Genomic DNA, 26639 nt, shown 5'->3' on the forward strand with positions numbered 1-26639 from the left:
CTCCGACGTCCTCTGACGACGTCGTTGCGGAACTCCGGTCAGTCCTGACCACACGACTCTTGCTTCGGGGATCGAGGCCGAGGGGCGCGCGTTTCGCGGAGTGAGCCATCAAAGGGGTCGGATCATGGAGACAGCACAGAGCCAGGAGCAGGCGGCGCCCGGCGCCTTCACCGCCTTCGCCCGCTTCGTGGTCTGCGGCGGCGGTGTGGGGATCGCCTCCAGCTTCGCCGTGACGGCCCTCGCCTCCTGGATTCCCTGGGTCCTGGCCAACGCCGTCATCACCGCGGTTTCCACGCTCCTCGCCACCGAGTTGCACGCCCGCTTCACCTTCGGCGCGGGCGGGCGCGCGACCCGGCGCCAGCATGCCCAGTCGGCCGGATCCGCAGCCGCCGCATACGGGGTGACCTGCATGGCGATGGTTGCCCTGCAGCAACTGGTGGCGGCACCTGGCGCGATACTCGAGCAGATCGTCTACCTGTCCGCCTCCGCACTCACCGGTGCCGCACGGTTCGCGGTACTGCGCCTCCTCGTCTTCGCACGGAACCGCTCGCAGGCCACCGCCACCGTCCGCACCGCCCGCCCCGTGCACGCGACCGTGACCCACGCCCCGGCCCCGGCCGACCCGGCGATGCTCCGTTACGCCGCCTGACCGAACCACCGGCGCCTGTCCTCGATCCCCGAAGCAAGAGTCGTGTGGTCAGGACTGACCGGAGTTCCGCAACGACGTCGTCAGAGGACGTCGTAGGTCAGGTGTGTAGCGGTCGATGTCGAGGTCACACTCCGCTGCACCAATGTGCGCGGCGCTCCGCCGGTGAACAGGGGCGTCCCGGCGCCCAGCACGACGGGCGCGAGGTGCAGCGTCAGCGCATCGAGCAGCCCGGCGTCCAGCGCCGAGCCGATCGTGGCGCCGCCGCCCATGAGGACGACATCGAGGTCCTTGCCGCTGTCCGACGACGCCGCCTCGGCACGCTCGCGCGCGGTGGTGAGGGCGTCGGGCAGGCCGGTGGTGACGAACGTCCAGTCGAGGTCGGTGAGCCGCACCGACTCCGGCGGCGAGTTCGTCACAACGACGAACGCGGGCTTGCCGACCTCGCCGGCGCCGTAGCCGCACTTGTCGTCCCAGCCGTTCGGGCCGTCGACCACGTCGAAGAGCCGACGGCCGAGGACGACGGCGCCGGAGCGGGCGGTCGCCTCGCGCAGGACCCGGCGGTCGTCGGGGTCGTCGGAAAACGCCCATGTGTGCAGGGCCTCGCCGCCGGTACCCAGACCGTTGTCCGGGCCGGGGTCGGGCCCGGTGACGAAGCCGTCGAGGGAGACCGAGATGTCAGCGATGATTCGAGTCATACCAGGGCAGACCCGATCCGCCGCCCGAACTCATCGCTCACCATGCAGCGTGTGCCGGATACGAACCCGATAGCCAATGGAACTCTCTCCTTATCGATCAGCCCGCATAGACCCCATACACCCCCAGATGAGGGTGTATGCCGACACGTGGAGTACCACGTGCAGGTTCACCACGGGTCGCCGGGAACCGGTCCACTCGCAGGACCGGCCGCCACAAAACCGATCATCTAGACTCGCCGCGTCGAGAGGGAGCGTCGATGAAGCCATTGGCGGCGGACCAGGTCACCGGAGTGTGGGGAACGCTTCTGCTCCCCATCGAGGGGCGAGGCGACATCGTCTGGGACCGGCTGGCGGGCCAGCTCGACGTGCTGCTGACCAGCGGCATCGACGGCATCTACGCTCACGGCACCGCAGGCGAGTTCCACACCCTCGACGAAGCCGAGTTCGACCGGGTGAACGCGATGCTGGCGCAGCGGTGCGAGGCGGCCGGGCTGCCGTACCAGATCGGTGCCTCGCATCCGGCCACGCGGACGATGCTCGATCGCATCGGGCGCGCGGCCGCGCTCCGGCCGGGCGCCATCCAGGTGATCCTGCCGGACTGGGTCCCGCTGAGCGACGACGAGGTCGTGCGATTCCTGGTCGGTGCAGCCGAGACCGCCGGCGACGTGCCACTGGTGCTCTACAACCCGCCGCACGCCAAGACCCAGGTGCCGCCGCCGCTTCTCAAACGGGTGACTGCCCAGGTCCCCCAACTCGTCGGGGTCAAGATGGCCGGGGGCGACGACGCCTGGTACGCGGCCATGGCGGAGGCCGTGCCCCAGCTGTCGATCTTCGTGCCGGGCCACCTGCTGGCGTCCGGGCTGGCCCGTGGCGCGCACGGCAGCTACTCCAACATCGCAGCCATGATGCCTCGCGGCGCGGTCGCGTGGTATCGGCTGATGATGACGGATCCTGCCGCGGCCGCTGACGTGGAGCGGCGCATCGGCGAGTTCTTCGCCCGGCACCTCGCGCCGTTGCAGGCCCGCGGGCTGTCCAACCCGGCGCTGGACAAGTTCCTGGCCACCGTCGGTGGCTGGGCAGACATCGGCGTAACGCTGCGCTGGCCGGCGTCGTCGGCGCCCGTCGACGCGGTCGCACCGGCCCGCGCCGACGCCCACCGGCTGCTGCCCGAGCTCTTCCCGGCGTAGCGTCCGCCTGCTTGTCACAGGTCGTTCCTCGGTGCCGGCGATGCCGATCCGGCCCGGTCGATGGTCTGTCCGGGGGTGCTGCCGACGCTGTACGACGGCGCGGAAGTCGTCCTCAAGCCGGTGTTCCGCACCTTCGCCGACGTGTCGGAGCCCGACCGGTCCTGCTGGGCGGGCTGGTCGCCCTTTCCGCCGCCTCCTGCTGCCCGCGGCGCGACACGGGGGCGGTGAGGGGGCGAAGGGTGAGGCGGCGAAGGGCGATCATGGAGCGCCGCCGGTTACTCGGCCACTGCTTCGTGGCGAAGCAGTGGCGTGCGTTCTTCGTCAGCCGAAGGGGATGGGGCGTGGCATTGATGGGCGGCGACGCTGCCTTGGTCGACAAGGTCCTCGTACACCCCGACCTTGAACCTGATCAGGTCCAGGGACTGAGTGAGCCTGCCGATCTGGGCGGTGACGTGCTCGTGGTGCTCGCGCATGAGCGTGAGCCGTTCTTCCTCGTTACCGGCGCCTTCTCTGACGAGGTCGGCGTATCGGCGAAGCGCGGGCAGGGGCATGCCTGAGGCGCGGAGAATGATGCAGACGGTCAGCCAGTCCACGTCATCCTCGCTGTAGACGCGGCGTCCGCCGGGTCCGCGTCGCACGTCGTTGACGAAGAGGCCCTCGCGCTCGTAGAAGCGCAGCGCGTGAACGCTCAAACCGGTGCGTTCGGCGACCTGTCCGATGCTCAGACTTGTCGTGATCTCTGCCATGGCGGTCAGAGTAACGGGGTTGATCTAGAGCCGAGTCTAGTTCCTAGGGTGACTCGTGCGTTCGACACTTCTGTCGCTCTGCGTGATCGGTTGAACTGAACAGGGAGCATCACCATGCGCTATCGCACCCTCGGCAGAACCGGTATCGAGGTCAGTGTCCACTGCCTCGGGACCATGATGTTCCAGGATGGCTGCAACCCCGACCACGACGATTGTGTCCGCATCATCCACGCCGCCCTCGACCAGGGGATCAACTTTGTCGACACCGCGGACATGTACGGACAGGGTGAGTCCGAGGAGATCGTCGGAAAGGCGCTGCGGGGACGCCGTGACGACGTCGTACTCGCCACCAAGGTCCACTTTCAGATGGGCGAGGGCCGCAACCGCAGTGGCAACTCGCGGCGTTGGATCCTCAAGGCGGTCGAGGACAGCCTCAGGCGCCTGAACACTGACTGGATCGACCTCTACCAGGTCCACTTCCCCGACCACTCCACGGACATCGAGGAGACGCTCTCGGTGCTCAGCGACCTCGTGCGCCAGGGAAAGATCCGCGCCTTCGGTTGCTCGAACTTCCCGGCCGAGGAGATCGTCGAGGCACACCATGTCTCCGAGCGCCGCAGCCTCGGACGTTTCCGCACCGCCCAGCCGCCCTACTCGATTCTGGCCCGCGGGATCGAGGCCTCGCTCCTGCCCGTCTGCGAGCGCTACGGAATGGGAGTACTGGTCTGGAGCCCCCTCGCCTTCGGGTTCCTCACCGGCAAGCACCGCAAGGACCAGCCCATCGACCTGGCAGCCGGCCGTGCCGCGCTCCGCCCGGCGTTCTTCGATCCCGAGATCGCCGAAAACGCCGCCAAGCTCGATGCCGTCGAACAGCTCGTCGAACTCGCGACAAGCATCGGCTGCACCCTCCCGCAGCTCGCCGTAGCTTTCACCGTGGCCCACCCGGCCGTCACCTCGGCGATCATCGGACCGCGGACGATGCAACAGCTGGAGGATCTGGTCAAGGGCGCCGCGCTCACCCTGGATGATGCGGCCCTCGACCGGATCGACGAGATCGTGCCGCCCGGGGTGAACCGGTACAACCCCAGCGTCTCCTTCCCGCCGCGATCGCTGACCGACACCGCCTTGCGGCGCCGCCCACTCGCCGAACGCGCCGCGGCCTGAGGTCGGCGACTGCCCGGCGGGCGTCGCGGCGGTGGCTGACCAGCAAGCCCCGCAACACTCGCAGGCGGACGGCATGACAGCCGTACCGAGGACGCTACCGAACCGGTATGGGCCGCGTCGTCAACGGGTGCGTACCGGTTAGCGTTCGCACACCCTGACGGGCCATGAGGAAATGCCATGGCCCATGAGACGTGAGCGCGTGGACACCGCGTAAGACAGCCCTGAGGCCGTGTCGAGCAGCACGTCGTGCCGCTGCCGGGCTCACGAGCCTGGTCGCGCCTGGCGGCAGCGACCGCTGAGCCGCGTTGCTTGATCCTTCTCGGTGGCGACGGCGAAGGAGGAGAGGAGCGTCACACCGGCGAGGCTGCCCCAGAGGGCGGCCGAGCCGTGAGGGGCGAGAGCGGTGATGACCACCGGGGAGACGGCGAGGCCGAAGCCCGTGGAGAGCTCGAAGCGGGCGAGGACGCGTCCCAGGACATGGGCCGGGGCGAGGGCGGTGACGAGCGCGGTGGCGCTGCCGGCATAGATGATCTCGCCGATGGTGCAGACCACGGACACCATGGCGACGGCCGGGGCACCCCAGCCGTGTCCCAGTGAGGTGACCGCGAGGAAACCGAGGTAGGACGCGGTGAGTACCAAGCCGGCGAGAGCCAGCACGGTCCGCCGGGAGAAGCGGGACATCAGGACGGTGACCGGAACCTGCAGGGTGACCACCAGCACCGTGTTGGCCACGAAGATGGCTGCCGACCACACCGGGGACGCGTGCAACTGTGTCACCAGGATCAGAGGAAGCGCGATTTCGGGGACGTTGAGGAGACGTAGACCACGTTGGCGGCCAGCAGCGCGCGCATCCGGGGTGCGGGCCCGCCGTCGCTGTCCTTGGCCGGGGTAGCGGCCGGATGCGCGTGCAGATGGACCGACCATGCCAAGGCCGCCGCGGCGAGATAGGCGAGCCCGGTGACGGCTGCCAGCGCCTGCAGTGCGGTGGTGCCGCCCGCCAGGCATACGGTGGCGATGAGCGCGCCCACGCCCAGACCGGCGTTGCGCAGAGCACGGCCTGCCGCAAGAGCCGCATCACGTTCCCGGCCGTGGGCGACCGTGGCCACGAGAGCGGCGTGGGCGGCCGGCCACGCCTGGTTGCCGATGCCGAGGAAGAGCGCCGCCGTCGCGAAGAGCCAGACGTGCCCCGCCGGGGTGGCCAGCAGCAGCGCCACGCCCACCACCCGCACCAGCATCGACGCTGCCACGACCGTGCTGCGTGCGCCCCGGTCCAGCCATCGGCCCACCGCGGGCATACACACCAGACCCGCGACGACGCCGACCGTCATGGCAGTACCGGTGACCGGAGCGGACAGCTTCAGCACCGTCACCCCGTAGAGCAGCAGAAAGGGCCGCAGCAGGCCGGTGCCGAGCGCGTCCACGGCCAGGGCGACGGCATCTCGGGGGCCTCCGGAGGCACGGACGAGGGCGCGCGGCCGGATCTTGGTGGTGGTTGTCATGGCGTCAAACGGTGCGTTCGGCGGCCGGGCTGGGCACGTCGGTTGACGGACACCGTCAACCGACGCCGTAGTCGGCCATCCGATCAGTGATGATGAGGGGTGACATTGAGGATCGACATCAGCGGTCTGCCGTCCGAGCGACTGCGGTTCGCCGCCTCCCCGCTCGCCGAGCTGACCGCGATGCTGCACGTACTGGCCGAACCCGGGCACCATCCGCAGCTCGCCGGCTGGGCCGGGGATGTCTGGGCCGGGCTGCGGCCGGAGCTGGCCGAGCGGTTGCGGGAGGCGGAGTTCCTCTGGCGTTCCTCACAAGCCGACTTCCTGATCCCCGCCCGGCCTCGGCCGACCCTCGCCGAGGAGTTGGACGACGTGGACCGGATCGACGACGAAACGTATGTGACCGCCGCCCTCGTCACCACGTGCGGCGGCAACCGGACCCACTTCGCCGCACCGTCGCCGCTCACCGACGCCACTGCGCGCGAGCGGGCCCTGGACCTGGCCCAGGCCCGCGGCGCGCGGCAGGATGCCTTCGCGGAACGGCTGCTCGCCGACCCGGCCGCTGTGCGGGCGCGAGTGCGCCACACCCTCGAACAGTGCGCCGAGGCCTTCTTCGACGCCGCCTGGACGGGCGTCGCCGTGCGGCTCGCCACCGACCTGCGCCTGAAGAATGACCTGCTGAAGCGCCAGGGCATCGGAGCGGCACTCGCATCGGTCTCCGGCGCGGTCACCCTGGCACCGGACGGCGACTGCATCGTCGTGGACAAACTGCAGGACAAGGCGACCGCCGCCCACGGCACCGGGGTCACCTTCATCCCCAGTGTCTTCGGCAGCCCGCACCTGGTGGTGGTCCACGCGCCCGGGTGGCAGCCGGTGGTGCAGTACCCCGTGGCCGAGCCGAGTCCGTCAGAGCCGGTATCGCTGGAAACGGTCACACTACGGCTGGAGGCACTCGCGCATCCGGTACGGCTGCGGCTGCTGCGCACCCTGGCTCGCGGCCCGCACACCACCGCTGAGCTGGCCCACGTCTGGGAACTTTCGCCCCCGGAGGTTTCCCGCCACCTCGCTGTCCTGCGCCGCGCGGGCCTGCTCACGTCCCGGCGGCACGGTCGTTACGTCCGCTACACCCTCAATCTTCCCGATCTGACGGCGCTGGGCACCGACCTGCTGGCGGCCGTACTGCGCTGAGTGACTTCGGCCTGCCGGAACGCGGGCGACCGCGGGCGGGAATCTGTCCCCGCCCGAGCAGGTCAGTCCTGACGGTCTCCGGCTTCGTCAGGGGTGAGCGGAGGGCCGTCGGTGCAGGTGTGCGGGAAGTCGTAGGTCTCAGCCTGGATCTGGAAGTAGTCGTGTTCCAGACCCTTACCGTGTGCGAACGAACGCAGCGTGGACCCGCCGGCTCGGAATCCGGGCAGGTCGTAGAAGTTGCTGACCACGTGAACACGGACCCTGTCGTCCCAGTTCTCACGGTTGAGCTGGAGCCAGTCCGTCTCCGTGTTGGTCATCCCCGCGACCGTACTGGTCGGCCGAGGTGCGCCGCATGTGATTTGTCACGACCCGGAGGTGCCACTTGCCGGAATCGGTGCTCACGATGTCGTGGACACTGTGGCGAGCTTCATCCGCCTGGACGACCAGGGCGGCCCGACGGCCGCATCAGTCAAAGCTCAATGTCGCCCGGCCAGGCCGCTGTCGAAAACCAGAGGTCAGGCCGCGGTGTGGTCGTTACGATCCGGGCCATGAGTACTCACCACGTCGGCCCTACGTTCGTACTGGTCCACGGCTCTGGCTCCAGTTCGTTCATGTGGGTGCCCGTCCAGCGGGAACTTGCGCTGCTCGGCCAGCGCAGCTTCGCCGTCGATCTACCGGGCCACGGCTTTGACGCGCAGTACCCGGTGGCCTATCAGGCCCCCCAGGACCTGGACGCCTGGGCGGTCGAGCCTTCGACGCTGGCTGACGTCACCTTGCAGGACAACGTGGGCATGGTGGTTGACGTCGTCCGCCGAGTGGCCCGGTACGGACCTGTGGTGCTGGTAGGCGCAAGCCTTGGCGGGACCACCATCACGGGAGTGGGCAACGCGGTGCCCGAATTGGTGGACAGGCTTGTGTACATTTCCGCGTGGTCGTGCGTACAGCGGTCCAGCCCAATTGAGTACATGCAGGAGGCCGAGTTCGCCGACAACCTGCTGGCCCCGCTGGCCGCGTTGAACGTGGGCGACCCGGCCGGACTCGGCGTCGGGCGGGCGAACTACCGCACGGCCGATCCCGACCTGCTGGCCGCGCTCAAGGCGGCGGTCATGGCGGATGCCACCGACGAGCAGTTCCGTGCCTTCATCAACATTCTGCAGCCTGATGAGTCGCTTGCCGTGATGACAGCGGATGCTCGCGGGCAGGCTGACACCTGGGGAACGATCGCCCGTACGTATATTCGACTCACCGGCGACCGCTCACTTCCGGTGGCGATGCAGGATCGTCTGATCGCCGAGGCCGACGCGCTGACGCCCGACAACCCGTATGACGTGCACACCCTTGACACCAGTCATGTCGGCTTTCTCCTGCGCCCGGCGGAGGTGGCGGGAATTCTGGATCGGCTGACCGCCTAGAAGCGGTCAGCCCTGCCCCGGGCACTCATCTCCGGTGGAGCCACAATCCGTTCACAGCGACGGTGACAGTGTGTCGGCACCGGGTCCCCGGCTCAGATCACTGGGTGGAGACCTTGTGGACGATGGTGTCGTCGGGGTCCATCCGTCGCCCGTCCGCAGACAGCACTTCCAGTGCGCGGAGGCGATGCCCCTGTCGGCGGTCGGCCAACTCTGAGTGCGGCTCGCCCGAGGCGAAGAAGTGCTGTTCGCCCCACTGCCGCAGCGCCACGATGACGGGGAAGAGCGCCTTGCCCTTCGGAGTCAGTACGTACTCGCGGTAGGCGCTGCCGTCCGCGGCGGGGACGACTTCGAGGACACCGCCGGCGACCAGGGTGCGCAGACGCGCGCTGAGGATGTTCTTCGCCACGCCGAGGCTGCGCTGGAACTCCCCGAAGCGCCGGCTGCCGTCGAAGGCGTCCCGCACGATCAGCAGGGACCACCAGTCGCCGATCGCGTCCACCGACCGGGCGACGGGACATTCGCTGTCGTCGAAGCGCGTCCTGGTCACCATGGCGTCCCTCACTCTCACGATGGTTGCAACATGCTACCAAGAAAGTTACCGTCGCCATTGGTAGCAAGATGAAACCAGACACGTGGAGGAGTGCCGATGCCCGGCAGCGGTGAGGCTGTGACACGACGGACCGAGGCCCGAAGCGGGGAAGGTTCCGCGTTCGTCCTGTCCCGTGGTGTCGTCATACTGTTCGCCGTCGCCTGCGGGGCAGCGGTGGCCAACGTCTACTTCTCCCAGCCGCTCCTGGTGACGATGGGCCATGACCTCGCCATGAGCCCGGCACTTGTCGGCAGCGTGGTCACCGTCACGCATATCGGATACGGGCTGGGACTCTTCTTCCTCGTACCGCTGGGCGACGTGGCCAACCGCGGACGGCTCATCGTGACCCAGCTGCTGCTCCTGCTGGTGGCACTGGCCGTGATAGCCACCGCCCACACGGCGGCGATCCTGCTCGCGGGCATGGCCGCGATGGGGCTTCTCGCGGTCGTCACGCAGACGCTGGTGGCCTTCGCGGCATCGCTGGCCCCTCCCGCCGGGCGCGGGCGGGTCGTCGGTCTGGTCACCAGCGGGGTGGTCATCGGAATCCTGCTCGCTCGCACCGCATCCGGCCTCATGGCCGATCTCGCGGGTTGGCGCTCCGTATACGTCGCCTCGGCGTCGCTCACTGCCCTGCTCGCCCTGGTTCTGTATCGAATGCTGCCGCGCCACAGTGACGCTCCGCCGACATCCCTGCGCTACGGACAGCTCCTGCGCTCCACGATCACCCTGTTCGCACGGGAACGGTTGCTGCGGCTCCGGGCCCTGTTCGGTCTGCTGATCTTCGCCGCCTTCAGCACCCTGTGGAGCAGCGTCGCGCTGCCGCTCAGCGAGGCCCCGTACTTCCTGCCCCACAGCGCGATCGGGGCGCTGGGGCTGATCGGTGTCGCCGGCGCCCTGGCCGCGACCGTGGCGGGCCGCCTGAACGACCGCGGACTCTCCCGGCGGACCACCGGTATCGCCCTGGCACTGCTCGCCGCCTCGTGGTTGCCCCTGGCCTTCACCCGCAGCTCACTCTGGGCCCTGGTCGTCGGGGTGATCCTTCTCGACCTCGCCGTGCAGGCGGTCCATGTCACCAACCAGACCCTGATCTACGCACTGCACCCGGACGCGGGCAGCCGGCTGATCGGCGGATACATGGTCTTCTACTCGATCGGCAGCGCCACCGGCGCCATCGCCGCGACCTCCCTCTACACGGTGGCCGGCTGGGGCGCCGTATGCGCGCTGGGTGCCTCGTTCAGCTGCCTCGGGCTCGTGCTGTGGGCGTTCACGGCCAACTAGGCGGCGCGGTCGGTCTCGTGCAGGTGTGCCGGGCAAGCCGTGTGACCGGGGCACCCGCGCGCAGACGGAGCTTTCTGCTTGTGGGCATGTTGGTGGCCCGGCTGTCGCGCGGGTGGGCGCCGGGTTCCACGGCTCCGGTCGTGGTGGTGCTGCTCGCTGCCCTCAGGCGGCGTGGCGGGCCCGGTCACGATGGCCGCGGATGATCTCCGCGTAGCGGTGGCCGGTTCCCTTGATGGTGCGGGCCTGGGTGCGGTAGTCGACGTGGACGAGCCCGAAGCGCTTGTCGTATCCGTAGGCCCACTCGAAGTTGTCGAGCAGCGACCAGGCGAAGTAGCCGGCCAGCGGGGCGCCCTTGCGGGCTGCCGAGGCGCAGGCCGCGAGGTGCTGGATGAGGTAGTCCTGGCGCTCGGAGTCGTCGACGGTGCCGTCCGGGCGCATGGCGTCGGGGTAGGAGGAGCCGTTCTCGGTGACGTACAGCTTGCGGGCGCCGTATTCGTCGGTCAGGCGCAGCAGGAGGATTTCGATGCCGGTGGGGTCGATCTCCCAGTCCATGCCGGTGCGGGGCACGTCCGGGCGGCGGACGGAGTGGGCGTGGGGGGCCGGAGCGGTGGGGGCGTCGGCGATGGTGACCGGGAAGTAGTAGTTCAGGCCCAGCCAGTCCAGGGGCGCGGCGATGGTCTCCAGGTCGCCGGGGTGCTCCGGCAGTTCGACCCCGTATACCTCGCGCATGTCCGCGGGGAAACCGCGGCCGTGGACGGGGTCCAGCCACCAGCGGTTGGTGTGTCCGTCCATGCGCCGCGCGGCCGCCAGGTCCTCGGGCCGGTCGGTGGCGGCGTGGACGGTGGAGAGGTTGTTGACGATGCCGACCTCGGCGCCCGGTGCTGCGGCCCGGATCGCCTGGGTGGCGAGGCCGTGGCCGAGCAGCAGATGGTACGAGGCGCGGACGGCTGCGGTCAGATCCGTGAGGCCGGGCGCCATCACGCCGTCGAGGTGGCCGATCCAGGCCGAGCACAGCGGTTCGTTGAGGGTGGTCCAGTGGTGGACCCGGTCGCCGAGGCGGTCGGCCGTGACCGAGGCGTACGCGGCGAAGTGCTCCGCGGTGTCGCGTACGGGCCAGCCGCCCCGGTCCTGGAGCGCCTGCGGAAGGTCCCAGTGGTACAGGGTGACGGAGGGGGTGATGCCCGCTTCCAGCAGACCGTCGATCAGGTCGTCGTAGAAGGCCAGGCCCTTGGCGTTGACCGGCCCGTCGCCGCCCGGCATCACCCGTGGCCAGGCGATGGACAGCCGGTAGGCGTTGGTGCCAAGACGCTTCATCAGGCCGATGTCCTCGCGCCAGCGGTGGTAGTGGTCGCAGGCCACGTCGCCGTGGTCGTCGCCCGCGATCTTGCCGGGGGTGTGCGAGAAGGTGTCCCAGATCGAGGGCGACCGTCCGTCCTCGGCGACGGCTCCCTCGATCTGGTAGGCCGAGGTGGCCGTGCCCCAGAGGAAGTCGTGCGGGAGGGCTGTGAGATCCAGGAGTTCGGACACGTACGTCCTTTCGGAGAGGGGGTGACCGGTCACTTGACGGCTCCGGCGGTGAGTCCGGCGACGAGATAGCGCTGCAGCAGGAGGAATCCGGCGACCACGGGGACGCTCACCACGAGGGAGGCGGCCATGATCTGGTTCCAGTAGACGTCGTTCTGGCTGGCGTAGCCCTGGAGGCCGATGGCCAGGGTGCGGGTGGTGTCGTTCGTCATCACGGATGCGAAGAGCACCTCGCCCCAGGCGGTCATGAAGGCGTAGACGGCCACGGCGACGATGCCGGGGGTCGCGGCCGGGACGACGACCCTCAGCAGCGCGCCGAGCGGGCCGCAGCCGTCCACCAGCGCCGCCTCGTCCAGGTCGCGCGGGACCGAGTCGAAGTACCCGATGAGCATCCAGATCGAGAACGGCAGCGAGAAGGTGAGATAGGTGAGGATGAGGCCGCCGCGGGAGCCGAAGAGTGCGATGCCGGTGGTGTTGCCGATGCTGACGTAGATGAGGAACAGGGGCAGCAGGAAGAGGATGCCGGGGAGCATCTGGGTGGAGAGCACGGTGACGGTGAACACGCGCCTGCCCCGGAAGCGGTAGCGGCTGACCGCGTAGGCGGCGAAGACCGCGATCACCACCGAGCAGACCGTGGCCGCGCTCGCCACGATGGCCGAGTTCACGAAGTAGTCGGCGAGCGGGACTGTCGACCAGATGTCGATGTAGGGGCGGATGGTCAGCCCGCTGGGCAGCCAGCGGAAGGTCCCCGACACGTCCTGGAGCGGCTTCAGGGAGCTGGAGATCATCACGTACACGGGCACCAGGACGAAGCCGGTGAGCAGGGTGAGGAAGATCCGGCGGGCCCAGAGGAAGGACCGCGGGGCGGCCATCGGTGAGCGGGGCTTGGATGTGGCGCTAGACATCGGCCGTCTTCCTTCGTCGGGAGGTCAGCAGGAGGTAGACGCCCGTCACCACGAGAAGGAAGAGCAGCAGGAGGACGGACATGGCGGAGCCGGTGCCGAAGTTCCAGGTGACGAACGACGACTGGTAGATATGGATCGAGATGAGGTCCGCGGCCTCCGGCGCCGCCTTGCCGAACAGCGCGAACGGCGTGTTGAAGTCGTTGAACGTCCACAGGAACAGGACCAGCACCAACACCTGGTTGACCGGGCGCAGCGAGGGGAGGGTGATGTGGCGGATCTGCTGCCACATGCCCGCGCCGTCGAGGGCTGCCGCCTCGTAGAGCTCCCGGGGGATGTTCTGCAGGCCGGCCATGACGATGAGAAACGCGAACGGCCAGCCCTTCCACACCGACACGGTGAGCAGCGCGAAGAAGCTGTTGTCGCCGATGAGCCAGAAGGAGGGCTTGTCGGTGAGGCCGAGCTGGTCGTACAGGACGTGGTTCACCAGGCCGTTGTCGTGCTGGAACATGAACGCCCAGGTGATGACGGCGGTGTACACGGGGAGCGCGTACGGGATGAGGAACAGGGTGCGCAGCAGGCCGCGGCCGCGGAAGGTGTCCTGCAGGAAGATGGCGGTGGCGGTGCCGAGCAGCCAGCACAGGCCGACCGACAGCAGGGTGAATCCGCAGGTGACCAGGAACGAGTGGAGCAGCGCCTCGCCGACCGGCGCGTCGAAGTCCACCGAGAGCTCATAGTTGTCGAAGCCGGACCAGGGCGCGGTGGTCCAGTCTCGGATGAAGAACTGGGTGAGCTCCTTGAAGCTCATCAGGATGCCGATCGCCATCGGCACCAGATGGACCAGGAGTTCCAGCAGCAGGGCCGGCAGGAGCAGCAGGTACGGCAGTGCGATGCGGCGGATCCGCCCGGTGCGGCGCGGGCCTCGCGCCGCACCGGGGGATTTCCCCGGCGCCGCCTGCTTGTCGACCTGTACGGTGGCGGTCGTGGTGGTCATGGGGATGCCCGCGGTCACTTCGCCGGCATCTGCTGCTGGGCCTTGTGGAGCCGTGCCTTCACCGACTCTGTGGTCACGGCGCGTCCGGCGGCGGCGTCGGCGAACAGCTCCTTGACGGCTGTGCCCACCGCCGTCTCGAACTGGGACTCCTGGGGGACCTGCGGCAGCGCCTCGGCGCTCTTGGCGAGGGTGCTGCGCAGAACGGCTGTGGCCTGGGTGTTGAACGCGGGGTCGGACTGGGCGGCCTTGACGGGCGGGATGGAGCCGTACGCCGTATTGAGGATCTTCTGCTCGGCGTCGCTGGTCATGAACTTCACAAACTTCAGGGCGCCGTCGTGGTTGTCGGTGTTCTTGAAGACGGCCATGTTGATGCCGGCGACCATCGAGTTGACGGAGGTGCCGGTGCCGGGGGTGCCGGAGGGGGTGGGCGCCGGGGCCACGCCCCACTCGTCGTCCTTCATGCCCAGCGACTTGAAGGTGGCGGAGGCCGTCTGCCACAGCACCATCGCGGTCTTGCCCTTGGCGAAGTCGCTGAGGGACTGGTTCTGGGCGTATTCGGCGTTGCCCGGCGGGATGGCCTTGTCCTTGGCCATCAGGTCGACGTACTGCTTGATCGCGGCGACCGCGCCGTCGGAGGTGAAGTCCGGCTTGCCGTCGGCGGTGAAGAAGTCCGCGCCGTGCTGCTTGGCGAAGACGAAGGCGTGGTGGATGTTCTCCGACAGATTCGCCCCCTCGGCGCCCAGCGCCGCCGCACCGTGCTCCTTGATCTTCTTGGCGTCCGCGACCAGTTCGTCCCAGGTGGCGGGCGGCTTGGCGATGCCCGCGTCAGCGAAGATCTTCTTGTTGTAGTAGAGCGCGTACGCCATCGAGTACAGCGGCACGGCGGCCGGATCCTTGCCCTGCGCTCCCGTTGAGCCGAGGGCCGAGTCCACGAAGCGGTCCTTGCCACCGATCGTGCGGAAGTTCTCGGCGTCCCATGGCAGCAGGGCCCCGGATGCCTGGAGTGAGGCGCTCCAGGTGTTGCCGATGTTCAGCACGTCGGGGCCCTGGCCGGAGGTGGTCGCGGTGAGGATCCGGTTCAGCAGCTCCGACCAGGGCACCACCTCCAGCTTGACCGTGATCCCGGTCTGCTCTTTGAACTTGTCGAGTTCGGGCTGGAGGACCTTCTTGTCCACGTTGATGCTCGCGCCCTGGTTGGAGGCCCAGTACGTGAGCGTCTTCGGCGAGTCGTTGGACCCGTTTCCGGCCGTGGACGAACCGCCTCCGCAGGCCGTGGCGGCAATGGCGAGTGACAAGGTGACGGCGCCGATGGCCGCGGCTCGGATGCTGCGCATGGCTCCAGGTGTCCCTTTCCGGGAGTCGAGTACGCCGAAGAGGGCCCGGGCACGTCGATGTGCGTTCAACTCCCGAAGCCTCTCAGGGCTTAATTTACGACGTGAGTTAAACCTCAAGAGATAGGCGCGTCAAGAGATCCGGCAGTAGGTATCTTGTTACGCGGAGCCCGGACTTGAGGAGGTCAGGTGGCTGCACACAACAGCCGCACGGTGCGTGACCTGCGGCGGGAGAACCGCACCGCCGTGCTGCGCCGGTTGTTCTTCGACGGGCCGATGAGCCGCTTCTCGCTTGCCCCCGCGACCGGGCTGAGTTCAGGCTCTATCAGCAATGTGGTCACCGAACTGCTCGCGGAGGGGCTGGTGGAGGAGGCCGGAAGCGTCGACTCCGACGGCGGCCGCCCCCGCACACTGCTGCGGATCGCCCCGCGCAGCGGCCACATGATCGGGGTGGACGTCGGCGAGACCCGGGTCCGCGTCGAGCTGTTCGATCTGTCGCTGGCCGAGCAGGGCCGCGCGGAGCGGCCACTGCCCACGCGCGGGACAGCCCGCCCGGACCGCTACGACAGCGAACTGATCGCGGGCCACATCCGGGACGGCATCACCGAGGTCCTGAACACTGCCAGGCTCACCCCCGCCCAGATCCTCGGTGTCGGCATCGGCACCCCCGGGATCATCGAACACTCCAAGGAGGACGGTGCGGTGGTGCACTGCACCCCGATCGGCTGGGAGGCGGTCCCGCTGGAACGGATGCTGCGCCGGCCGGGCCATCTCCCCCAGCAGGTGCCCTACTTCATCGAGAACGGCGCCAAGACGCTGGGCCAGGCCGAGATGTGGTTCGGCGCCGGGCGCGGTGCGCGCAGCGCGGTGGTCGTACTCTTCGGCTCGGGCGTCGGCGCCTGCGTCGTCACCGATGACGTGGAGCACGGCCGGGCGGTGGAGTGGGGCCATCTCACCGTACGGGTGCGGGGCCGGCGGTGCCGCTGCGGGGCGCTGGGCTGTCTGGAAGCCTACGCGGGCGCGGAAGCACTGCTGGAACGCTGGCAGGAGGCGGGCGGCCAGCCGCCGCCCGACACCGACGAGGAGACCGCCCTGACGGCGATGCTGGCCGGCGCCTACCCCCCGGACGGCGCCAATCCCACGGCCGGAGCCGGCGGTGGCGCCCCGGACCCGGTGGCGGCCGCCGTCCTCGCCGAGACCGCGGAGTACCTGGGCGCGGGGCTGTCCGACCTGATCAATCTCTTCCAGCCCGAGCGCATCCTCGTAGGCGGCTGGGCCGGCCTCCAGCTCGGCTCGCGCTTCCTGGAGTCGGTGCGCCGCCACGCGCTGTCCTACGCGCTGCCGTACCCGTCCGGACGTGTCGGCATCGACCTGGGCGCGCTGGGGCCTGACGCGGTGACCGTGGGCGCCGCGACCCTGCCGCTCGCCGACTTCTTCGCACGCGGCGGGCGCCGCCTGCCCGCGCCCCCCGCGCCGGAGCCGTCCCCCGGGTGGCGCACCAGCCTTGGCACGCGACTGGTGTGAGGGCTACGCCGACTCCCGTACCACCAGCTCCGGTTCGAAGAGGACTGAGGTCGGCTCGGTGCGCATGCCCCGGACGTGTTCGTCGAGCAGCCGGGCCATCGTCGCCGCCATGTCCTCCACCGGCTGGCGCACCGAGGTCAACGGCGGCCGGCAGGTGGTGGCCACGCCGGAGTCGTCGAAGCCGACGACCGCGACGTCGTCCGGCACCCGTCGGCCGCACTCCCTCAGCACCTGGCAGACTCCCTGCGCCATCAGGTCATTGGCGGCGAACACCCCTTCCACATCGGGATGTTCGGCGAGCAGCGCCGTCATCGCCGTCACCCCGCTGTCCAGAGTGAAGCCCCCCTCGGCCACCGGAACATACGGATGGCCCCCGCGGGCCATGGTGTCGCGGAATCCGGCGAGCCGCTCCTGACTGGCGGACACCGTCGACGGCCCCGACACGGTGGCCACCTTCCGGCACCCCCGGGCCAGCAGCCGCTCGGCCGCGAGGCGGCCGCCGTCCCAGTGCGCCAGATCGACATGGCTGAGCGCGACCGGCCGCACGGGCCGGGCGAACAGCACGGCGGGCAGTCCTGCGTCGGCCAGCAGCGTGGGCAGCGGATCGCCGGAATGGGTGGACACCACGATGGCGCCGTCCGCGTTCCCCTGCCGCAGATACCTCAGCACCTCCTGCCTGGCCTCGGAGGATTCGGCGAACATCAGCACCGGGTGCATCGAACGAGGCCGCAGAAATCCGACCACCCCACCGACCACCCGGCCGAAGAACGGGTCGGTGAACACCCGGGCGGCGAAGGCGTTCTGCTCCTCCTCCGAGGACTCGCCGACCCCGGAGACCACGAGCGCAACGGTCCCGGTACGCCGGGTCACCAGCGATCTGGCCGCCCGGTTGGGCGTGTAGCCGGTCCTCTCGATCGCGAGCCGCACCAGGTCCTGGATGGCCGGATCCACATTGCGGACGCCATTGACGACCCGGGAGACGGTCGCCCGGGAGACGCCGGCCTCCCGGGCGACATCCTCCAAGGTCGGGGCCTGTCGGTTCATGCCCGCACCCTAATGGCAGCGCGCCCCGGCGTCATAGAGCGCTCTCCCGCCCCGCCACGGGTCAGCGGTAGATGCCGAACTCGTAGAGCGAGTAGCCGTAGCCGGTGCCTCGGGCCGTGCCGTGGACACGTACGTAGCGTCCCGTGCCCGAGACGTCGAAGTCGTCGACGCCGCCGTTGCCGTCGGCCACCTCACGGACGGTGCGCCAACTCTGACCGTCGTCGGAGGTCTGGATGGTGTACGTCTTGGCGTAGGCAGCCTCCCAGGCCAGCTGGACGTGGGTGAAGGGGGTGGACGTCCCGAGGTCCACCTGGAGCCACTGCGGATCGCTCCAGTCGGCAGCCCAGCGGGTGTCCGCCTTGCCGTCCACGGCGTTGGCGGCGGTGCAGGGGCAGTCGCCGCCGCCTGTCTGGTACGAGGAGGCGGTGGCCGACTTGCCGAGGGCCACATTGGTGCCGTTCACGGCGGGTGGGACGACGCGTACGGAACGGGTCTCGATGCCGACGTTGCCCTTGCCGTCGGTGGCCTTGACGTAGACCTTCCACACGCCGAGCCGGTCCGGCGCGGTGACCCTCAGCCGGCCGCCGCTGAGGTCGGTGGTGGGCAGCGGGGTGAGCTTCTTGTCCTTGTCGATGTACATGGAGCTGCCCAGCACCTGGTAGGAGATGGCGTCGCCGTCGGGGTCGGTGGCCTTGACCGTAAGCGTCAGGGGGCGGCCCGCCTCCACTTTGGTGGCATCGCCGTCCACGGCCAGCCCGGAGAGCACCGGTGGTGTGTTGTCGTGCGAAGTGTCCGCGCCGTACGCCTTCTTCACCGCGTAGTACGACAGCCGCTTCTGGCCGGCGGGCAGCAGATTGAACCAGACGCCGCCGAAGTCGACCTCGGTGCCGTAGTGGAACATGGTGGCGCCGAGCGCGACGCCCTTGTGGCCGGTGACGCAGTTCCATGCCTTGGTGTAGCCCTCGGCCTTGGCCTGGTCGGTGGGCTCCTGCGGTACGCCGTTGGGGTCGTCGGGGACCTCCCACTCCCCCGCGGGGCCGGTCTCCGTCACGATGTACGGCTTGGTGTAGCCGCCCTGTTCCCAGGTGGCCTTGATGTCGCAGACGGCGTTGTAGGAGTTGACGGCGTACAGGTCGAGGTCGGGGGCGTTCTTCCGGTAGTACGGCCAGGCGCCGGTCCACGCGTCGGTGGAGGTGACCGGGTGGTCGGGGTCGATGCCATGGATCTTCTTGGCGATGTCGTTGACGAACGTGGTGTAGGCATCGCGCTGTCGTTCCAGCTCATCGCCGCCGTAGCAGTTCTGCAGGCCGAGTACCGACTCGTTGCCGACGTTCCACATCAGCACGCCCGGGTGGTCCTTGTAGGCGGAGACCCACTTGGGGAACTCGGCGAGCATCTGGTCCTTGTAGGCGGTGTCCGTCCGGTAGTTCACACAGCCGCCGCTGCCCGGGCCGCCGCCGGGCTGCAGCCAGAAACCGGCGATCACTTTGATGCCGTGAGCGGCCGCGGAGTCGAAAAGGGGTTTGCTGGTGGCGTCGGTGCCCCAGGTGCGGATGGTGTTGACACCCATCGACCGCAGGTCGGGCAGGTAACGGTCGGCGTCCGCGATGGCGGGGCCCCAGGTCAGGCCCTTGATCTGATACGGCTGGCCGTCCACGGTCAGCCGCCAGTCACCGGGGGCGCCGGCGACCTTGACGACGCTTCCGGCGGCGTGTGCCTGCTGGCCGGGCAGCGCGAGGGCGCCGGCGGCCACCAGACCGGCGGTGAGGGGCGCCGCGATACGGCGTGGAACGGTACGGGTCCGGGTCATGGTGGGGTGTCTTTCGCAGTGTGGGGAAAGTGGGGGGAAGCGGAAGCGGCCCGGCCGCGCCAGTTTCCACCCGGGCGGCCGGACCTCGGTTCAGGGCAGTTCGTAGTGGTCGTTGAGGGCCGCTCCGGCCTCGGGGTGGGTCTGGTCGTAGCCGCGGGCGTCGCACTGCAACGCCCCGACGACGCAGTGGTCGACGAGCGCGTTGAGCGTGGGCGCGTCCCAGGCGTTGAAGAAGTCGTAGTGGAACGACCAGCTCGGGCCGGAGGCCAGCCTCACCTGGGAGAGGTCACCGTTGACCGGGAAGGCCATCTTGAACTCGATCATCGGCAGCGCGACCGGGTGGTCGGCCGGGCACACGTTGTTGTTCGTCCCGGGGTTGACCACGGGGTACGCCATATGGCTGCGGTGGTCGGGCGTGTCCAGGTACTTGCCGTCCCAGCAACTGGGCGCCTGGAAACGGATGTTGAGCTGGACCTCCGGCCGGCTCGGGCAGTCCTTGGGGAACTCGACGTTGAAGAAGCTGTCGCCGCACTCCCAGCCCTCGACGAAGCCGGGGTGACGGCGGAACTCCTCGGCGCTCTGCATCGGGTTGCCCACCACGAAGCGCAGCCCCTTGGGGAACGGCCGCACGCTGGTGTAGTCGGTCACGCCCGCCTTGTAGTAGATGGTCTGCGGGCCGACCGGCAGCACCGGCCGATCGCCCTGGAAGAGCGTGGGCATCCAATAGCCCGACTTGTCTCCCGGCGCCTTGCAGGTGGTGCGTCCGGCGTCGAGAGAGGCCGTGGTGCTGGCCGCGTCGGTCGTGGTGTTGCCCATGAAGGTGTGGTCATGGGACGCGCCCGGCTGCTGCGGATACACGATGGGGTCGTCCGCCTTGGTGTGGCTCACCGAGCAGTTGGCCTGGAACTCGTGGAAGTAGCGGTGGGGTGGCTCCTTCGTGGACGAGGTGACGCCGGTGACCGGCGGGTCCGCGGGAATGTAACCGTCGCCGTCCGCGTCCTCGGGCGAGGAGGCGGACGGCGCCGCCATGGCATGCCCCGCGTGGGCGGCCGTGATGCCGCCCGCGGGCTGTGCCGGGGGCGCTTCGGCGCTCATCGCGATACCACCGAGCCCGAGCGAGGTCAGCAGCAGCGCGCCTGCGATCAAGGTTCCTGAGACGATCTTCGATCTCCGTGCCATGGAGACTCCTGCCACATGGAGAGAAGGCGAAAGTGGTCAGGCGGCCGGGCACGGCGAGGTTCCGCGGCGCCGTGGGTGCGGGCCGGGGCCGCCCGTATGACGGGCCGTCACAGGCCCGCGACAACGAGTGGGAGAGCGCTCTCCGAGATGGGAGTGTCACGGCGGTGACGCGAAAGTGTCAAGGCGTCGAGCGGAGGGAATCAGCCCTGTTTCTATTACTTCTTGAAGATAACGACCGCAGACACCGACAGCCATATCCCGCCCAATAGCCCCCAAACTGCCCAACCAGCCCCGTGAATTGGGGATCGAAAAGCAGCAACGGACAAGGAGTACGGTCACAACTCTTGACGTGTCGTTCACATGGATGAAGCATGCGACGGCAAGAGAGCGCTCCCTCACCCCCCATCTCGTTCATTTACTGAACCAGGAGAGCCGCCCCCATGACGCCTTCCCCTACGCATTCCTCCCCCGACCGCCCCGCCGTCGGCCGCCGAGCGGTCCTCGGCGCCGCGGCCGCCGCCGCATCGGCCCCCGCCCTCGTCGGCCTGTCCGCTTCCGCCTCCGCCGCCCCCGCGGGCCGGAGCAGGAGCCCGCGCGCCCTGCCGGGCGGCGGTGACCTCGGTCCCAACGTCATCGTCTTCGACCCGTCCACGCCCGGCATCCAGGCCAAACTGGACGAGGTGTTCAAGAAGCAGGAGTCGGCACAGTTCGGCACCGGGCGCTACGCCCTGCTGTTCAAACCCGGCACCTACCAGGGGCTCAACGCCCAGCTCGGCTTCTACACCTCGATCGCCGGGCTGGGGCTGTCTCCCGACGACACGACCATCAACGGCGATGTCACGGTCGACGCCGGGTGGTTCAACGGCAATGCCACGCAGAACTTCTGGCGTTCCGCGGAAAACCTTGCGCTCATACCGGTCAACGGCACCAACCGCTGGGCCGTGGCGCAGGCGGCGCCCTTCCGGCGTATGCATGTCCGCGGCGGCCTCAACCTCTCCCCCGACGGCTACGGCTGGGCGAGCGGCGGTTACATCGCGGACAGCCGCATCGACGGCCAGGTGGGACCGTACTCCCAGCAGCAGTGGTACACCCGCGACAGCGCCGTCGGCGGCTGGCTCAACGCCGTGTGGAACATGGTGTTCTCCGGTGTGGAGGGCGCGCCCGGGCAGAGCTTCCCGAACCCGCCGTACACCACGATCGACACCACCCCCATCTCGCGGGAGAAGCCCTTCCTCTACCTCAACGGCACCGAGTACCGGGTCTTCCTGCCCGAGAAGCGGACCAATGCCCGCGGGGTCACCTGGGGCAACGGCACCCCCAGAGGCACCTCGCTGCCCCTGTCGCAGTTCTATGTGGCCAAGCCCGGCGACACCGCGGCCACCCTCAACGAAGCACTCGCCCAGGGGCTCCAGCTGTTGCTCACCCCGGGGATCTACCACCTCGACCAGCCGATCCAGGTGAACCGGGCGAACACTGTCGTCCTCGGCCTCGGCTACGCCACCCTCATTCCCGACAACGGTGTCACCGCGCTGAAGGTCGCCGATGTCGACGGGGTCCGGCTGGCCGGTTTCCTCATCGACGCCGGACCGGTCAACTCCGCCACCCTGCTGGAAGTCGGCCCGCAAGGGGCCTCGGCCGACCACTCGGCCAACCCCACCACCGTGCAGGACGTGTTCATACGCATCGGCGGCGCGGGCCCCGGCAAGGCCACCACCAGCATGGTGATCAACAGCCGTCACACCATCGTCGACCACACCTGGGTCTGGCGCGCCGACCACGGGGACGGCGTCGGCTGGGAGACCAATCGGGCCGACTACGGAGTCCGGGTCAACGGTGACGACGTGCTCGCCACGGGGCTGTTCGTGGAGCACTTCAACAAGTACGACGTGCAGTGGTTCGGTCAGCGAGGCCGCACCATCTTCTTCCAGAACGAGAAGGCATACGACGCCCCGAACCAGGCGGCCGTCCAGAACGGCTCCATCAAGGGCTACGCGGCCTACAAGGTGGCCGACTCGGTGACCACGCACGAAGGATGGGGGCTCGGCAGCTACTGCTATTACAACGTGGACCCGAGCATCGTGCAGCACCACGGCTTCGCCGCCCCGAACGCGCCGGGGGTGAAGTTCCACAATCTGCTGGTCGTCTCTCTCGGCGGCAACGGCCAGTACGAACGCGTCATCAATGACACCGGATCCCCTACCTCGGGCACCTCCACCGTGCCCTCCACTGTGGTGTCATATCCCTGATCTGCGATTTCTTGGCGAGCCGGGGGCCCTGACGAACTGGTGCGGGTTCAGCCCAGCAGCAGGGACCTCGGCTGCGCGGACAGTGCCCGGTCGAGGACGAGGGACGCCGCCCCCACCGCGGCCACATTCTCACCCAGGGTGGTGGAAAGGACCGTCGTCGGGTGGGTCGCCCTGACGAACGGGGACTGAGCGACCATCGGTTCGATGGTCGTGAGCAGACGGTCCGCGAGCAGCTGCCAGGTGGGTCCGCCGAAGACGATGGTGCCGACGTCAAGGAGTGTCGCCGCCGCACACACCCCTCGGCCGATGCGGATGCCCAGGCGCTCGATGATGCCGTCCGCCTGCGCCTCCCCTTCACCGGCGAGCTCCGCGAGCCGCTTCAGACCGCGCTGGGCATCGGCCGGGTCGAGGACCGTGAACTCGGATCCGAGCGCGCCCAGGGCGATGGCCTCGTCGACGAGCGTCCGGGTTGAAAAGCCCGCGCCGAGTCCGCCGACCTCGCCGGCGTTCCCCGACACGCCGCGCAGCACGGTGTCCTCCACCACGAGCCCCATTCCGGAACCGGTGCCCAGGTAGAAGAAGAGCAGGTTGCGGCTGTCGGTGGCCGCCCCGGCCCAACGCTCGGCGACGACGGCGGCCGTGACGTCCTTGTCGAGCAGGGCCGGGAATCCGGTTGCCTCACTGAGCCGGTCGCGCAGCGGATAGCGGCCCCAGCCACGCAGTTCCGGCGGATCGACGACCCATCCGGCGGCCGCGTCGATCGGCCCCGGTGCCGCGATGCCCAGACCCAGGACCGCTGCCGTGTCAACTCCCGCTTCCGCCACGAGCGCACCTACCGAGGCAGCCATGTCGGCCACGGTCCCGTCGGTGTCGCCGCCGCTCGGGGTCCGCCGGCTGCGCTGGGCCACGACCGTGCCGAGCAGGTCCACCAGGACGCAGCTGATGACGGCCGGGTCGAGGTGGACTCCCATGGCATAGCGGGACGTGGGGACGGCTTCGAGAAGCGTGCGAGGTTTTCCGCTGCCTGTGTTGTGCTTGCCCGATTCGCGGGCCACACCTTGGTCGAGCAGCCGCCGGGTGATGTTCGAGACGGTCTGCGCGGACAGGCCGGTGGCCTGGGCGAGTTCCACGCGGCTCAGGCCGGTGGGGTGGCGGCGGATGGCGTCGAGAATCACGGATTCGTTGAAGTCACCCATGCGCGGCAGGTTGGTGCCGCGCCGAATGGTGGCCTTTCCGGTTCTTGTTGTCCTGGTCGTCACTGTGCCTCCCCGGCCACGGCAGGGCGCATGCGCAGGGTACGGATCTGGAAGGGCCGGAACCGGAGATCGACGGCTTGTTCGTCGTCGGGGCGGGCCGTCAACCGCTGAGTCGGCACTTCCAGCAGGTCGCAGTCGAACGCCTCGGCGAGCGGGAAGCCCATGCGCAGGCGCCCGGCGACCGCTCCACCGCACGCCTCGTACAGGCGGACCACGACGTCCCCACTGCGGTCGGCCGCGAGCTTCACCGACTCCACCACGACGTCCGTGGTGTCGAGTCCGACCAGGGAGCGGGCCGAGGCGGGGGCCGGACGCAGCGGCAGGTTCAGCGCGTAGCCCCCGGCGATCGCCCCCTCGATCCCGGTGCCCGCGAGGAGTGCGTAGCTGAAGCTGTGCCGCCCGCGGTCGGCCTGCGGGTCGGGGCTGTGCGGGGAACGCAGCAGCGAGAGCCGGACCGTGGTGGTGGTTCCGCCGTCCTCGCGGGTGTCGCGGCCCACGTCGTGGCCGTATGTCGAGTCGCCCGGCAGGGCCGCGCCCCAGTGCCGTTCGCCGACGTGCACCCAACGGTGCGCCCACAGTTCGAAGCGGGCCGCGTCCCAGCTGGTGTTCTCGTGTGCGGGGCGCTGCACATGGCCGAACTGGATCTCGTCGCTCTCCCGGTCCGCGTGCACATCCAGCGGCCAGGCCGCCTTGAGGACGGTGTCCCGCTCCTGCCAGTCGATGTCGTTGCGGACGGTCACCTGGCGGGACTCGGCGGCGACCTCGATGTGCTGGACGAACCGGGAGGCTCCGTGGGCGCGCTCGACCCGGACCGACGCGAGCAGCGGTCCCTCGTCCACGAGGGTCACCGACTCGGCCTGGTCCAGGTCGCGCACGGTGTCGCGGTAGTACGGGTCGATGTTCCACGCCGACCACAGGTTGGGGTCGGCGGGGTGGAGCTGGAGGAGGTTGCCCGCGGTGCCGGGGGCGATGGCCTCGCGCTGTGCCGTGTGGTCGTACACCGACGTGATCAGGCCGCGGTGGTCCACGACGACCGTCAGCACCCCGTTGTCGAGGATGAAGCCCGCGTCCTGTGCCGTGGCGGTGACGGAGCCCCGGTGCGTGTCCACCGTGCCGCCGGTGGCGAGCGGCGGGACGTCGGCGAGGACGGCGCCGCGTCCGTCGAAAAGACGCTGCGCTCCCGCGAACTGGCTGCCGGTGACGATGGCGACCTCGCGACGGGCGTAGGGACCGGCGTTGAGCAGCGCGGGCGCGCCGGGCAGATGGCCGACCGCGTCGGCGATCAGTGTCTCGAGTTCGGCGTGGATCTCGGCGTATTCACGCTCGGCCTGCTGGTGCACCCAGGCGATGGACGAGCCCGGGAGGATGTCGTGGAACTGGTTGAGCAGGACCCGCCGCCACAGCGATTCCAGGCGCTCGTACGGATACGGCGCCCCGGCCCGGACGGGGGCGGTCGCGGCCCAGAGTTCGGCCTCGCGCAGCAAGGTCTCGCCGCGCCGGTTGCCGCGCTTGGTGCGCGTCTGGCTGGTGTAGGTGCCGCGATGGTTCTCCAGGTACAGCCCACCACGCCATACGGGGAGTTGGTCGCGTTCGGAGCGTGCCGCCGCGAAGAATTCGTCCGGCGCCTCGATGACGACGTTGGGCGAGCCTTCGAGGTCGCGCAGGCGGCGGGCCTTCTCCAGCATCGATCGGCTGGGGCCACCGCCTCCGTCGCCGTAACCGAACGGGACGAGCGAGCGCGTCGCCACGCCCTTGTCCGCGAAGTTGCTCTCCGCGTGGGCGAGTTCGGCCGCCGTGAGGGAGGCGACATAGCTGTCGACGGGCGGGAAGTGGGTGAAGATACGCGACCCGTCGATGCCCTCCCACGCGAAGGTGTGGTGTGGCAGCTTGTTGGTCTCGTTCCAGGACAGCTTCTGGGTGACGAACCACTCGGCCCCCGCGAGCTTCGCGAGCTGCGGGTAGGCGGCGGTGTACCCGAACGAATCGGGCAGCCATACGCCCTTCTGCTCCACGCCGAACTCCTCCGCGAAGAAGCGCCGCCCGTATACGAGTTGGCGTGCGAGCGCTTCGCCGCCGGGGAGGTTGCCGTCGGCCTCGACCCACATGCCGCCAACAGGCACCCAGTTGCCGTCTGCAACCGCTGTCTTCATCCGGGCGAAGATTTCGGGGTGCTGTTCCTTCATCCACGCGTACTGCTGTGCCGAGGAGCAGGCGAAGATCAGCTCCGGATACTCCTGGGCGAGGGTCATCATGTTGGTGAAGGTGCGCGCGCATTTGCGCACGGTCTCCCGGACCGGCCACAGCCAGGCCGAGTCGATATGGGCGTGGCCGACCGCGGCGATGGTGTGCGCGGAGGCGTGGGCGGGCCGGGCCAGCACATCGGCCGGCCGGCCGCGGGCCCGCGCCGCCGTGCCCGCCACATCGC

The 26639-nt window shown here is 69.3% G+C and carries 22 protein-coding genes and 1 pseudogene; 9 read left to right on the top strand and 14 right to left on the bottom strand.

Annotation, left to right across the window (positions count from 1 at the left end):
- Nucleotides 1–124 precede the first annotated feature (124 nt).
- Nucleotides 125–649: a hypothetical protein gene (locus ACWDSL_RS36930; RefSeq protein WP_450492323.1), complete on the top strand. Its 525-nt coding sequence runs from the start codon at nucleotides 125–127 to the stop codon at nucleotides 647–649.
- Between the two features lie 80 nt (nucleotides 650–729).
- Here the strand turns inward: ACWDSL_RS36930 and ACWDSL_RS36935 are convergent, their stop codons facing one another.
- A complete protein-coding gene (locus tag ACWDSL_RS36935; RefSeq protein WP_450492324.1) occupies nucleotides 730–1344 on the bottom strand; it encodes a dihydrofolate reductase family protein in 615 nt (204 codons plus the stop codon).
- A gap of 257 nt (nucleotides 1345–1601) precedes the next feature.
- Between ACWDSL_RS36935 and ACWDSL_RS36940 the strand changes: the two genes are divergently transcribed.
- Together ACWDSL_RS36940 and ACWDSL_RS36945 are read left to right on the top strand one after the other, a co-directional pair.
- Entirely contained in the window at nucleotides 1602–2531 is a 930-nt protein-coding gene (locus ACWDSL_RS36940) for a dihydrodipicolinate synthase family protein (protein ID WP_450492325.1), read from the top strand.
- Nucleotides 2532–2606: 75 nt separating this feature from the next.
- Nucleotides 2607–2759 carry a hypothetical protein gene (locus tag ACWDSL_RS36945; protein WP_450492326.1) on the top strand — a complete coding sequence of 51 codons (153 nt, stop codon included), beginning with the start codon at nucleotides 2607–2609 and terminating at the stop codon, nucleotides 2757–2759.
- 47 nt (nucleotides 2760–2806) lie between these two features.
- Here the strand turns inward: ACWDSL_RS36945 and ACWDSL_RS36950 are convergent, their stop codons facing one another.
- Nucleotides 2807–3277 (bottom strand): MerR family transcriptional regulator, encoded by a 471-nt coding sequence (locus ACWDSL_RS36950; protein WP_450492327.1) that lies wholly within the window; start codon nucleotides 3275–3277, stop codon nucleotides 2807–2809.
- A 114-nt stretch (nucleotides 3278–3391) separates the two neighbouring features.
- Here ACWDSL_RS36950 and ACWDSL_RS36955 point away from each other — a divergent pair, with 114 nt between their 5' ends.
- Entirely contained in the window at nucleotides 3392–4441 is a 1050-nt protein-coding gene (locus ACWDSL_RS36955; RefSeq protein ID WP_450492328.1) for an aldo/keto reductase, read from the top strand.
- A gap of 261 nt (nucleotides 4442–4702) precedes the next feature.
- Here ACWDSL_RS36955 and ACWDSL_RS36960 read toward each other — a convergent pair.
- A pseudogene (locus ACWDSL_RS36960) lies at nucleotides 4703–5940 on the bottom strand (MFS transporter).
- 99 nt (nucleotides 5941–6039) lie between these two features.
- Here ACWDSL_RS36960 and ACWDSL_RS36965 point away from each other — a divergent pair.
- Nucleotides 6040–7125 (top strand): DUF5937 family protein, encoded by a 1086-nt coding sequence (locus ACWDSL_RS36965; protein ID WP_450492329.1) that lies wholly within the window; start codon nucleotides 6040–6042, stop codon nucleotides 7123–7125.
- 62 nt (nucleotides 7126–7187) lie between these two features.
- Here ACWDSL_RS36965 and ACWDSL_RS36970 read toward each other — a convergent pair whose 3' ends face one another.
- Nucleotides 7188–7442, bottom strand: a complete 255-nt coding sequence (locus tag ACWDSL_RS36970) for a hypothetical protein (RefSeq protein WP_450492330.1) — start codon at nucleotides 7440–7442, stop codon at nucleotides 7188–7190.
- A gap of 231 nt (nucleotides 7443–7673) precedes the next feature.
- Here ACWDSL_RS36970 and ACWDSL_RS36975 point away from each other — a divergent pair, with 231 nt between their 5' ends.
- Nucleotides 7674–8537, top strand: a complete 864-nt coding sequence (locus ACWDSL_RS36975) for an alpha/beta fold hydrolase (RefSeq protein ID WP_450492331.1) — start codon at nucleotides 7674–7676, stop codon at nucleotides 8535–8537.
- Nucleotides 8538–8634: 97 nt separating this feature from the next.
- On the opposite strand, the gene ACWDSL_RS36980 is transcribed toward ACWDSL_RS36975, so the two are convergent.
- A complete protein-coding gene (locus ACWDSL_RS36980) occupies nucleotides 8635–9087 on the bottom strand; it encodes a winged helix-turn-helix transcriptional regulator (protein WP_450492332.1) in 453 nt (150 codons plus the stop codon).
- Between the two features lie 96 nt (nucleotides 9088–9183).
- Here ACWDSL_RS36980 and ACWDSL_RS36985 point away from each other — a divergent pair, with 96 nt between their 5' ends.
- A complete protein-coding gene (locus ACWDSL_RS36985; RefSeq protein ID WP_450492333.1) occupies nucleotides 9184–10404 on the top strand; it encodes an MFS transporter in 1221 nt (406 codons plus the stop codon).
- A gap of 162 nt (nucleotides 10405–10566) precedes the next feature.
- On the opposite strand, the gene ACWDSL_RS36990 is transcribed toward ACWDSL_RS36985, so the two are convergent.
- From ACWDSL_RS36990 to ACWDSL_RS37005, 4 genes are read right to left on the bottom strand one after another with little or no spacing between them, the layout of a single operon-like run.
- Nucleotides 10567–11931, bottom strand: a complete 1365-nt coding sequence (locus ACWDSL_RS36990; RefSeq protein WP_450492334.1) for a GH1 family beta-glucosidase — start codon at nucleotides 11929–11931, stop codon at nucleotides 10567–10569.
- Nucleotides 11932–11960: 29 nt separating this feature from the next.
- Entirely contained in the window at nucleotides 11961–12833 is an 873-nt protein-coding gene (locus ACWDSL_RS36995; protein ID WP_311724130.1) for a carbohydrate ABC transporter permease, read from the bottom strand.
- Complete coding sequence (locus ACWDSL_RS37000) at nucleotides 12826–13824, bottom strand: carbohydrate ABC transporter permease (protein WP_450492335.1); 999 nt, start codon at nucleotides 13822–13824, stop codon at nucleotides 12826–12828. Before ACWDSL_RS37000 ends, ACWDSL_RS36995 begins: the two co-directional genes overlap by 8 nt.
- A gap of 14 nt (nucleotides 13825–13838) precedes the next feature.
- Nucleotides 13839–15158, bottom strand: coding sequence for an ABC transporter substrate-binding protein (locus tag ACWDSL_RS37005; protein ID WP_450492336.1), 1320 nt, complete (start codon nucleotides 15156–15158; stop codon nucleotides 13839–13841).
- Nucleotides 15159–15344: 186 nt separating this feature from the next.
- On the opposite strand from ACWDSL_RS37005, the gene ACWDSL_RS37010 reads away from it, so the two are divergent.
- On the top strand, nucleotides 15345–16679 hold the full coding sequence (locus tag ACWDSL_RS37010; RefSeq protein WP_450492337.1) for an ROK family transcriptional regulator: 1335 nt from the start codon (nucleotides 15345–15347) through the stop codon (nucleotides 16677–16679).
- A gap of 3 nt (nucleotides 16680–16682) precedes the next feature.
- Here the strand turns inward: ACWDSL_RS37010 and ACWDSL_RS37015 are convergent, their stop codons facing one another.
- The 3 genes from ACWDSL_RS37015 to ACWDSL_RS37025 all read right to left on the bottom strand — a co-directional run bounded on the left by ACWDSL_RS37015 (nucleotide 16683) and on the right by ACWDSL_RS37025 (nucleotide 20712).
- A complete protein-coding gene (locus ACWDSL_RS37015) occupies nucleotides 16683–17723 on the bottom strand; it encodes a LacI family DNA-binding transcriptional regulator (protein WP_450492338.1) in 1041 nt (346 codons plus the stop codon).
- A gap of 61 nt (nucleotides 17724–17784) precedes the next feature.
- The gene (locus tag ACWDSL_RS37020) at nucleotides 17785–19533 is read right to left on the bottom strand and encodes a discoidin domain-containing protein (protein WP_450492339.1); all 1749 of its coding nucleotides are present in this window, start codon (nucleotides 19531–19533) and stop codon (nucleotides 17785–17787) included.
- Nucleotides 19534–19623: 90 nt separating this feature from the next.
- Nucleotides 19624–20712, bottom strand: a complete 1089-nt coding sequence (locus ACWDSL_RS37025) for a DUF1996 domain-containing protein (protein WP_450492340.1) — start codon at nucleotides 20710–20712, stop codon at nucleotides 19624–19626.
- A gap of 440 nt (nucleotides 20713–21152) precedes the next feature.
- Here ACWDSL_RS37025 and ACWDSL_RS37030 point away from each other — a divergent pair, with 440 nt between their 5' ends.
- Nucleotides 21153–22958 carry a coagulation factor 5/8 type domain-containing protein gene (locus ACWDSL_RS37030; protein WP_450492341.1) on the top strand — a complete coding sequence of 602 codons (1806 nt, stop codon included), beginning with the start codon at nucleotides 21153–21155 and terminating at the stop codon, nucleotides 22956–22958.
- Nucleotides 22959–23005: 47 nt separating this feature from the next.
- On the opposite strand, the gene ACWDSL_RS37035 is transcribed toward ACWDSL_RS37030, so the two are convergent.
- Together ACWDSL_RS37035 and ACWDSL_RS37040 are read right to left on the bottom strand one after the other, a co-directional pair.
- Complete coding sequence (locus tag ACWDSL_RS37035; protein ID WP_450492342.1) at nucleotides 23006–24154, bottom strand: ROK family transcriptional regulator; 1149 nt, start codon at nucleotides 24152–24154, stop codon at nucleotides 23006–23008.
- A 59-nt stretch (nucleotides 24155–24213) separates the two neighbouring features.
- A partial coding sequence (locus tag ACWDSL_RS37040) for an alpha-mannosidase (RefSeq protein WP_450492343.1) occupies nucleotides 24214–26639 on the bottom strand: 2426 nt, incomplete at its 5' end.

The organism is Streptomyces sp. NPDC000941, from assembly GCF_053599555.1.

Coding starts and splice junctions, on each gene's coding strand:
- ACWDSL_RS36930 (WP_450492323.1), top strand. CDS start 125: ATGGAGACAGCACAGAGCCAGGAGCAGGCGGCGCCCGGCGCCTTCACC.
- ACWDSL_RS36935 (WP_450492324.1), bottom strand. CDS start 1,344: ATGACTCGAATCATCGCTGACATCTCGGTCTCCCTCGACGGCTTCGTC.
- ACWDSL_RS36940 (WP_450492325.1), top strand. CDS start 1,602: ATGAAGCCATTGGCGGCGGACCAGGTCACCGGAGTGTGGGGAACGCTT.
- ACWDSL_RS36950 (WP_450492327.1), bottom strand. CDS start 3,277: ATGGCAGAGATCACGACAAGTCTGAGCATCGGACAGGTCGCCGAACGC.
- ACWDSL_RS36955 (WP_450492328.1), top strand. CDS start 3,392: ATGCGCTATCGCACCCTCGGCAGAACCGGTATCGAGGTCAGTGTCCAC.
- ACWDSL_RS36970 (WP_450492330.1), bottom strand. CDS start 7,442: ATGACCAACACGGAGACGGACTGGCTCCAGCTCAACCGTGAGAACTGG.
- ACWDSL_RS36975 (WP_450492331.1), top strand. CDS start 7,674: ATGAGTACTCACCACGTCGGCCCTACGTTCGTACTGGTCCACGGCTCT.
- ACWDSL_RS36980 (WP_450492332.1), bottom strand. CDS start 9,087: ATGGTGACCAGGACGCGCTTCGACGACAGCGAATGTCCCGTCGCCCGG.
- ACWDSL_RS36985 (WP_450492333.1), top strand. CDS start 9,184: ATGCCCGGCAGCGGTGAGGCTGTGACACGACGGACCGAGGCCCGAAGC.
- ACWDSL_RS36995 (WP_311724130.1), bottom strand. CDS start 12,833: ATGTCTAGCGCCACATCCAAGCCCCGCTCACCGATGGCCGCCCCGCGG.
- ACWDSL_RS37000 (WP_450492335.1), bottom strand. CDS start 13,824: ATGACCACCACGACCGCCACCGTACAGGTCGACAAGCAGGCGGCGCCG.
- ACWDSL_RS37005 (WP_450492336.1), bottom strand. CDS start 15,158: ATGCGCAGCATCCGAGCCGCGGCCATCGGCGCCGTCACCTTGTCACTC.
- ACWDSL_RS37015 (WP_450492338.1), bottom strand. CDS start 17,723: ATGAACCGACAGGCCCCGACCTTGGAGGATGTCGCCCGGGAGGCCGGC.
- ACWDSL_RS37020 (WP_450492339.1), bottom strand. CDS start 19,533: ATGACCCGGACCCGTACCGTTCCACGCCGTATCGCGGCGCCCCTCACC.
- ACWDSL_RS37025 (WP_450492340.1), bottom strand. CDS start 20,712: ATGGCACGGAGATCGAAGATCGTCTCAGGAACCTTGATCGCAGGCGCG.
- ACWDSL_RS37030 (WP_450492341.1), top strand. CDS start 21,153: ATGACGCCTTCCCCTACGCATTCCTCCCCCGACCGCCCCGCCGTCGGC.
- ACWDSL_RS37035 (WP_450492342.1), bottom strand. CDS start 24,154: ATGGGTGACTTCAACGAATCCGTGATTCTCGACGCCATCCGCCGCCAC.